Here is an 8,307-nt window from a genome sequence, read left to right on the forward strand (position 1 = left end):
AAGTCGTGGCTCGGGCCATGCGCCGGCTCGGAGGTGAAGCTGGTCTCGCCAGCCACCCAGGTGCCTGCGATCAGGTGCTTGCCGTGCGGGGTGAAGACGGATTTGTCGAGCATCGGAATGTCCTTTGTGCTGTCGTCGCCCGGGAAGGGCTCGGCGTGGATTCTCAGATGGTATACCAGTCTCGGTGCGATGGACGTCAAGGGCGGTTTCCCGCAACCGCCCGGGAAACGGTCTTCTCGCCGACTTTCTGATATGGGCGACCTCGTCGCACTCTCGAACAGGCTCCCCGACCCCCGGGCTGCTTTGCGCTCCGGCGGCTGCGACCGCTTGGCAAACGGAGGGACTCCAATGCGTGGCCGAGTCCCGATCCGCTGGCATCAAGGCACCTCCTTGCGCGCCAATCACGGCTCTCAGAAGCAAGCAGCGCGGCTCCCGGGGGAAGCCGCGCTGGTCTTTGCTGGCATGGTTCGTTGTCCGAAAGGGGTGCGCCCCGCAAGGCGGGGTCCCCGACGTGTTCAGACAGATCGCCCCCGGCCTTGGCCGAATCTGGTCGCTCGGGCTAGCGCGAGTTCCTGTCTTCTCCCGTTGTGTCTGTAACGGCGAGGATCAGGATCGCGATCACGATAAGAGCGGCCAACCCGACGATAAAGATATCGATGGTCATGGCAGCCTCCTTCAGTGCTTGGGATTGGAACGCCGCATCCACCGAGCGGTTCCGGAACGGAATGTCGCAGTTTCGTGTTAAGCTCCCGTAAACGGACGAAAGGCAAGATCATGCTCATCTCGCTCTCGGACCTGCTGACCTGGCGCCTCACCGGCGGCGAGCGGGACTTTGTACTGCAGGACCTGCTCTTCGACCCCGACGGGCGCAAGCTGGCTTGGGCGATCGTCGCACCGGCGGGTTTCACTGCGGCGGAGCGGCTGCTGGTCACCGCCTCCTCGCTCGGCCTGCCCGAGGCCGAGGATCGCAGCCTGCCGCTTTATGTCACCGAGGAGGAACTGCAGCGCGCGCCGCACATGCAGGGCGGGCGCGAGGAGATGTTGGCGCTGATGGCGACCATGCCGCCGATGGTGGTCGGACCTTTCGGCTCGCCCTATGCGCCGCTGCATCTGGACGCGCAGGAGCCGCAGACCGATCCGCGCTGGCAGGCAGCGCTGGAGCGCTACGAGAGTCTCGCCGATTGGATCGGCAAGCCGGTCTTTGCCCGTGACGGCGAGGCGGGGCGGGTGAGCGACCTGCTCTATGATGCCGCGCGCGGCCGGCTCAGCCATATCGTGGTCGACAACGGCAAGTTCTTCCATCACGAGCGGCGGGTGGTGCCAATGTTTGAGATGGTCACCCATGCGGATGAGGCCCACGGCGGGCACATCGTTCTGGATCTCTCGCTGGTGCAGGTCGAGACCGCGCCCAAGGTCGCCGACATGGTCGCCGCCTGAGACGCCTGGGATGGACGCCTGAGACGCCTCAGCGGTTCATGAAGCCGGGCAGCGCCGCATCCGCCTCGGCGGCCTCGAGCTGGCAGATGGCGTCGCGTCGCGCCCGGGCGGCGGCGACCAGCGCGCGAAACAGGCGCCGGTGCGCGCGGCGGTAGACAAGGTACTCGGGGTGCCACTGCACGCCGAGCGCGAAGGGGTCCGTCAGCCGCTCGACCGCCTGCACCATGCCGCCGTCGTCGCGACCGGCCACCCGCAGGCCTTCGCCCAGGCGGTCCACCGCCTGTGAATGCAGAGCATTGACCCTCAGGCAGGCCGAGCGGGCAGTATGCGCGAGCAGCGTGCCCTGCAGAACGTCCACCTTCTTGCGCGGCAGCACGGTCCGGTAGCGGCGCGAGGGATGCACCGCATAGGCGTCGCCGTGAAGCGAGCCGCCCAGCACCACGTTGAGCATCTGCGCGCCACGGCAGATGCCGAGGATCGGCAGGTTGCGTTCGAAGGCCCCGCGGAGCACGTGCTGCTCGAGCGCGTCGCGGTCCGGGTCGAGCCGGACATCGAGTTGCAGCTCGCCGCCGTAGAGCGTCGGCTCGATGTCGTCGCCGCCGCCGATCACCACGCCGTGCACCGACTCGAGGTCGACCTCGCGGTGCCCGGTCTGCCAGCGCAGCGCCCTGCCCCCGGCGAGCCAGACGGCGAAGGCCATGAAGGGAAATACGCGCCAGCCCGAGCGGCGCGAGACCGTGACCCCGATCAGAGGCCGCACAGCCCCGCCCCCTGAAGCATGCGCTCCACCCGGAACGACCAGTCCATGCGGATCGAGGTGATCGACTGGCGGTGGTCGCGCCAGGCCGCGCAGAGCCGTTGCAGCAGATCGGCGTCCCCGGCCACTGTCTCGACCAGCACCCAGCGGTTCCACTCCTGCGCCAGCGTCCAGCCGGGCTCGTCGATGCGGCAGTCCGGCAGGCGCCAGTGAAAGGTCGGGCGCGGCGAAACCAGCTCCATGTCCACCGCCGCGGCGACCCGCGGCTCGTCGATCTGCGCGAAAAGGCAGAGCATGTCGAGACCATGGTTCCGCGACGGCGCGACCGCGAGGTAGGTGTCGATCAGCTCGGTCATCGTGGCAGGCGGGGTCTCGGCGGCGAGCCGGTCGACCAGCGCCCGCGGATAGGGCGCGACCCAGGTCATCACCCGGCGCGAGAAATCGGTGCCGGCGGCGCGCTTGAGATAGTCCTCGAGCAGCGCATGGGCGGTCACCACCGGCATGATGTCGGCGTACCCCAGCGACACCGCTTCTGGGTTGAAATGTACCCCGAAGGCCGAGAGCACGCCGGTTCCCGTGCCTTCGGCCCCCGCCTTGCGCAGCGCGACAATGGCGCGGTCGAACTCGGCGATCTGCGACACCTCGATCGGGTCGCTCACGATCTCGACCGGCACCACGGCACGGGCGAGATCGCGGATTTGCCCGCCGACCCCGTCATGATCGAGCCGTTCGAGCGGCTGGCTGTCGAGATAGACCTCGAAATCCCCCATGCCGCCGCCGCTCACCGTCCAATGGCCGCGCCTTTCCTCTCGGGTCGATCCGCCGAATTCCTTGGCAAGGATACGGGCCACCTGCGCCTCGGTGAGGCCAGAGAATTCGATTTCGACGCCCACGCGCCGCGGCTTGCCCTCGGCGGTCTTGGGCCGGGGCAGCGGCTGCGGCGTGTCGAGATCAGAAATCCGGGACATTGGGGATCGCCTCTGGGGTTGTCGGGTCGGGAGTGAATTCCACCAGCGCAAAGATGATGTGCACGCGATAATCGCCCGTCTCGGTCCAATCTTGTTCGAGCGTGCCACCGAGCTGGCTCGAAAAGGCCTGCATGAGCTTGGAGCCGAGCCCGGCGATCTCGCCCGGGTCGCGCGGCGCATTGGTCTCGCCAGGCACCTCCCTGCGGGCGGAGTTGATCACCTCGAGTTCGGCCCGGCCGCCGGTCAGCCGCGCCAGGCGGATCGACACGCGGGTCACCCCGTCGGGCCCCGGCCCGGCGTATTTCATCGCGTTGGTCATGGCCTCGGCGGTCAGCAACGACAGCGGCACCGCCTGGTCGGGCACTGCTTCTATGTCGTCGGCGGCGATGGTCAGGTTCACCCTTCGCCCGCTCACCTCGGACATCTGCTCCATCTGCCCGACGAGGTCCTTGAGCAGGTGCCCGGCGTTCACATGGCCCAGGTCCTCGGTCTGGTAGAGGTTTCGATGAATGGTGGCGAGGCTGCGCACCCGGTCCTGCAGCCGCTGCAGGATGGCGCGGGTCTCGTCGTTGCGGGACTGGCGGATCTGCATGTTCATGATCGAGGAGATGAGCTGCAGGTTGTTCTTCACCCGGTGGTGGACCTCCTTGAGCAGGATGGTCTTCTCACGCAGCGCGTTCTCCTGCTGCGCCTCGTCGCGCAGGATCGCATCCGCCATGTCGAGGAAGTCGTCCTCCATGTCCGCAAGCTCGGCGGGCATCGCCTCGTCGCGCACCGCCGGCACCCGGCGCGAGAGCGCAAAGGCGCGCATCCGGCGCGAGAGCCGCTTGATGTGGCGGATGACCAGCCGGTTGACGGCGAGGAAGGCGACGATCACCGAGGCCGCCCACATCATGAAGGGCAAAGCGGCAGCAACGAAGGCGAGCCCGTTGACACTGATCGCCTGCGCCTCCGCGTTCTCGCGGCTCCAGATGCCGACCGCATGGATCATCCCCGGCACCAGCGGCGCAGCGGCATAGACCCGCGTCTCGCCATCGGCGCTGCGGGCGGCGAAGCTTTGCGATTTGGGACCGACGAGGCTCTTGAGATCGAGATCGGCAGGCAGGATGTTTGCGACCTGGTCGATGTCGCCGCGCGAAGTCAGGATCTCGCCCTGCTCGTTGATGGTGATGAGATCGTGGAAATCGTTGGGTCCGGGCGCGTCATGGCCGCGCGGCAGCAGCACCGAGGGCACCGAGAGCAGCACGTGGCCCGCCAATTCGCCGCCGATGAAATAGGGTTGCGCCACGACGATCACCGAGCGTTCGCTGATCGGCCCGCGGCGATTGAGCCAGGCCGTGGCGCCCGGCTGGTCGACGATGCGCATGAGCCGCGGGAAGTCGCGGGCGTTCATCTCGACCCCGCGCGAGTTGCACGAGACATCGCCGTCCAGGGTCATGATCCCGGCAAAGCTGTAGCCCGGCGACGCACCGAGATAGCCCGCGAGCTGGTCCGAGCAGCGTTCGGGGTCCTCGAGCTTCTGTCCCAGCGTCGCGCCGATCGCCTGCGCCCCCCCCTGCGCGCGCAGCACGGTCTCGCGTTCGCCGAGGGCGGCGGCCTCGGTCAGCGCGACCAGGCTGAGCTGGGAGCGCAGGCGGGTTTCTTCCGCAAGCTTGCTGGTCTGGAAATATGCGACCACCCCGATCGGCACGAGCGCCAGCGACAGAAACAGGATGATCCGCGCGGCCAGACCGGTGGGCCTTTGCCGCCAAACGCCCGCGACTGTTTTCATGACACCTCTATCCGATCTGCCCGCCTGCCGGACCGGCAGGATGCGCGCCCTGCCATGTTCCGGGTCATTTCCAACGCCCCGAGGGACGCCCTTCGTCACTTCTTCCCCGTGCCGCCGCCCCCGGCCTCAGCCAAGGGCGCCACTGGGCCGCGCGCCCGACACGACGGCCATGGTCGCCTGGTCGGTCATCTCGAGCTTGTCGTGCTCGTCGAGTTCGAGCAACTCGGCAAGCCGCGCCCGCGCCCGATTGACCCGGCTCTTGATCGTCCCGACGGCCACGCCGCAGGTCTCTGCCGCCTCTTCGTAAGAGAACCCCTGCGCGCCGACAAGGATCAGAGCTTCGCGCTGTTCGTCGGTAAGCTGGACAAAGGCCCGGCGGAAATCGTTCATCTGCAGCCGACCGTCGTGAGCAGGCTTCTCGGACAGGCTCTCGGTGAAGATGCCTTCCGCGTCCGAGACCTCGCGCCCGGCCTTGCGGCGGTTCGAATAATAGGTGTTGCGCAGGATGGTGAAGAGCCAGGCGCGCATGTTCGTGCCCTGCTCGAAGGTGTTGATCTTGGTCCACGCCTTGACCAGCGTGTCCTGAACCATGTCGTCTGCCAGCGCGAAATTGCGCGTCAGCGAGAAGGCGAACGCCCGCAGTGCGGGAAGATGGGTGACGATCTCGTCACGAGGATCCGCGCTCATGCACTGGCCCCGCCCGTATCGTCGCCACCGGCGCCACTCTGGTCATCCTGCGCGCGCAGCTGCGCGATCAGGTCGAGAAACCGATCGGGTACCTGTTCTTCAAGCATGTCTTGGTAGACACGCTTGAGGTTCTCGTCGATCGCCTCTGCCTCTTTTGAATTCCGCCCCGATTTTACCATTGCCGCCGTATGATCCTTGCCTTTGCAGTACGCAATTTCTGCATATATCTTTGCCGTATCAGGGAACCAATGCCGAGGAGCTGCGTTTGGTTCCCGAGAAAAGCGAAAAAAGGACGTATTCATGACACAGGGTGATTTGGGCCAAACCATTGGCGCGGTCCTTCCCTACCTCCGCCGTTACGCGCGCGCGCTCACCGGCAGTCAGACCTCGGGCGACAATTACGCGGCAGCGACCCTTGAAGCGATCCTTGCCGACCGAAGCGGCCTCACCGGCGCATCCTCGCCCAAGGTGGGGCTGTTCCACGTCTTCCACGGCATCTGGGCCAGCACCGGCGCGCCGATCACCGAAGAGGACGAAGGCCCCCGCGCCACCGCGCAGGCGCGGCTGAAGACCCTCACCGCCAACAGCCGCGAGGCGCTGCTTCTGCACACCATCGAGGAGTTCAGCCTCGCCGAAGTCTCCGAGATCATGCAGATCGCCGAGTCCGAGGCCAGCGAGCTCGTCACCCTCGCCCGCCGCGAGATGGCCGATGCGGTCACAGGCCGCGTGCTGATCATCGAGGACGAGGCGATCATCGCCATGGACCTCGAGAGCATCGTCGCCGATCTGGGTCACCGGGTTACCGGCGTCGCCCGCACCCGCGCGGGGGCCGTCGATCTTGCCTCGAAGGAGACACCCGATCTGGTTCTGGCGGACATCCAGCTGGCCGATAACTCTTCGGGCATCGACGCGGTGAACGACATTCTCGGCGCACTCGGCGACCGGCCGGTGATCTTCATCACCGCTTTCCCCGAGCGCCTGCTGACCGGCGAACGCCCCGAACCGGCCTTCCTGATCTCCAAGCCCTACTCCGAGGAGCAGGTGCGCTCGGCCGTGAGCCAGGCAATGTTCTTCTCTTCGACCGAGACCCTGAAGGTCTGACAGTTCACCCGCGCCTTGCGGAGATGGAGCTATGAAAAACCCCGCCACAGGCGGGGTTTTTCTTTGCCTCGATCTTTACGCGCCCGTTGGTTGAATTGCGCAGCTCATGAAGCAGCGGGCCTTTGGTGGGGCGGCCCCGCCGGCCGCCCCCGCCCCTGTCAGGCCTTGCGCACGAAGCGCATGATCAGCGTGACCACGAAAAGCACCAGGAAGATGAAGAACAGCACCTGAGCGATGCCTGCCGAAGCGGATGCGATGCCGCCGAAGCCGAAGATTGCGGCCACGATGGCCACGACGAAAAACAGGAGTGCCCAGTAAAGCATTGTCGTTTCTCCGATGATTTAGAAAGTTGTGTTAGCTGGCCAGAGATCAGCCAGAGATCAGACCGTGGCGCGCGAGGATTTGGGACCGGCGATCAGCCAGATGATGAAGCCAAGCAGCGGGAGCACGATGATGAGCAGCGTCCAGAGCACCTTTGCACCGGTGCTGGCCCTCGAACCGAGCACCGAGACGATGGCCCAGATGTCGAGCACGAGGATGATGAACCCCCCGATTCCAGCGAATTCCATGGCGAACCCTCCTTTGGTCGCGACTGTGGTGTCGTTCCGGAGCGCACGTCTCCCCCGGGCCGGCGGCAAGCCCCCGGCGCCGCGGGAGAGCTCCCGCGCGATCCGATCAGTTTGATGATGTCGGCACGGGGAACGCATCTTGCGCCTCGCCGTCCCGTCTCATGTCAAGAACACGCAATGAAGAAAAAGGTTCCGCGCGGTCAAACTGCCGCGATCTGCCGCCCTGTCCGACTCGGCGCAGCGCGATCCGAAACGCCAGGAGGAGAGGCGCTAACACGGGCCGCCCCCGGCCTGTGCATCAGCCGGTGCATCAAACTGTCACAGCCCGGCCTGCTTGCAATTGCAGGGGTGCGCGCGGTTCGAAACGGTCCGTGACGTTACGTAACCACATTGGAAACCATCGCCTTTCTTTCCAACAGGCAAAGTAATTTACAAAATGCTGCGGCGCAGGGCAAATGATTTACAAATAAAACCATAGTTTACCGAGGCTTATTTAATTCTTTGCGAACTGCGGTATGATGGCGTCAGGGATGGACAAGGTCGCCGCGCGACTGTGGAGAAAATTGGAACGGTCCAGGGCTTGGTCGAAAGACCCCGCCCGCGACCTCAGGGAGGACATCATGAAAGACGACGCCCAGACTGCGAGCGCCGGGAGCTACGCCCCGTCCGCGGATTTCGTGGCCAAGGCCCATATTGATGCCGCGCGCTATGACGAGATGTACGCGCGCTCGATCTCGGACCCCGAAGGCTTCTGGGGCGAGCAGGCGCAGCGGCTCGACTGGATGGCCCGTCCGACGAAGATCAAGGACAGCTGCTTCGACTTCGGCAACGTCTCGATCAAGTGGTTCGAGGATGGCGTGCTGAACGTCGCCTACAACTGCATCGACCGCCACCTGCCCGCCCGCGCCGAGCAGACCGCGATCATCTTCGAGCCGGACAACCCCGAGGATCCCGCCCAGCACATCACCTATGCCGAGCTCTACGACAAGGTGAACCGCATGGCCAACGTCCTGCTCT

At 65.7% G+C, this 8,307-nt stretch carries 10 protein-coding genes; 3 read left to right on the plus strand and 7 right to left on the minus strand.

Annotated features, from left to right (window positions below):
• Window positions 1-774: 774 nt before the first annotated feature.
• Window positions 775-1,437, plus strand: coding sequence for a PRC-barrel domain-containing protein (locus tag G0Q01_RS20680; protein ID WP_164197793.1), 663 nt, complete (start codon window positions 775-777; stop codon window positions 1,435-1,437).
• Window positions 1,438-1,465: 28 nt separating this feature from the next.
• Here the strand turns inward: G0Q01_RS20680 and G0Q01_RS20685 are convergent, their stop codons facing one another.
• The 5 genes from G0Q01_RS20685 to G0Q01_RS20705 all read right to left on the minus strand — a co-directional run bounded on the left by G0Q01_RS20685 (window position 1,466) and on the right by G0Q01_RS20705 (window position 5,799).
• Window positions 1,466-2,197 (minus strand): gamma-glutamyl-gamma-aminobutyrate hydrolase family protein, encoded by a 732-nt coding sequence (locus G0Q01_RS20685; protein ID WP_254694451.1) that lies wholly within the window; start codon window positions 2,195-2,197, stop codon window positions 1,466-1,468.
• Complete coding sequence (locus G0Q01_RS20690) at window positions 2,185-3,162, minus strand: amidoligase family protein (protein ID WP_164197792.1); 978 nt, start codon at window positions 3,160-3,162, stop codon at window positions 2,185-2,187. Before G0Q01_RS20690 ends, G0Q01_RS20685 begins: the two co-directional genes overlap by 13 nt.
• Window positions 3,146-4,933, minus strand: coding sequence for a sensor histidine kinase (locus G0Q01_RS20695; protein ID WP_164197791.1), 1,788 nt, complete (start codon window positions 4,931-4,933; stop codon window positions 3,146-3,148). The genes G0Q01_RS20690 and G0Q01_RS20695 overlap by 17 nt, the downstream gene beginning before the upstream one ends.
• Window positions 4,934-5,059: 126 nt before the next feature.
• The gene (locus G0Q01_RS20700) at window positions 5,060-5,620 is read right to left on the minus strand and encodes an RNA polymerase sigma factor (RefSeq protein ID WP_108965136.1); all 561 of its coding nucleotides are present in this window, start codon (window positions 5,618-5,620) and stop codon (window positions 5,060-5,062) included.
• Entirely contained in the window at window positions 5,617-5,799 is a 183-nt protein-coding gene (locus G0Q01_RS20705; protein WP_164197794.1) for a NepR family anti-sigma factor, read from the minus strand. Before G0Q01_RS20705 ends, G0Q01_RS20700 begins: the two co-directional genes overlap by 4 nt.
• 121 nt (window positions 5,800-5,920) lie before the next feature.
• On the opposite strand from G0Q01_RS20705, the gene G0Q01_RS20710 reads away from it, so the two are divergent.
• The gene (locus G0Q01_RS20710; RefSeq protein ID WP_164197790.1) at window positions 5,921-6,721 is read left to right on the plus strand and encodes a response regulator; all 801 of its coding nucleotides are present in this window, start codon (window positions 5,921-5,923) and stop codon (window positions 6,719-6,721) included.
• Window positions 6,722-6,879: 158 nt separating this feature from the next.
• On the opposite strand, the gene G0Q01_RS20715 is transcribed toward G0Q01_RS20710, so the two are convergent.
• Window positions 6,880-7,044: a DUF1328 domain-containing protein gene (locus G0Q01_RS20715; RefSeq protein WP_108965133.1), complete on the minus strand. Its 165-nt coding sequence runs from the start codon at window positions 7,042-7,044 to the stop codon at window positions 6,880-6,882.
• Between the two features lie 57 nt (window positions 7,045-7,101).
• Window positions 7,102-7,290 (minus strand): PLD nuclease N-terminal domain-containing protein, encoded by a 189-nt coding sequence (locus tag G0Q01_RS20720; RefSeq protein ID WP_108965132.1) that lies wholly within the window; start codon window positions 7,288-7,290, stop codon window positions 7,102-7,104.
• A gap of 620 nt (window positions 7,291-7,910) precedes the next feature.
• Between G0Q01_RS20720 and G0Q01_RS20725 the strand changes: the two genes are divergently transcribed.
• Window positions 7,911-8,307: acetyl-coenzyme A synthetase N-terminal domain-containing protein (locus G0Q01_RS20725; protein WP_304610731.1), on the plus strand; the 397-nt coding region annotated here is incomplete at its 3' end.

The organism is Salipiger sp. PrR007 (assembly GCF_010499845.1).
Taxonomy (GTDB): domain Bacteria; phylum Pseudomonadota; class Alphaproteobacteria; order Rhodobacterales; family Rhodobacteraceae; genus Salipiger; species Salipiger pacificus_A.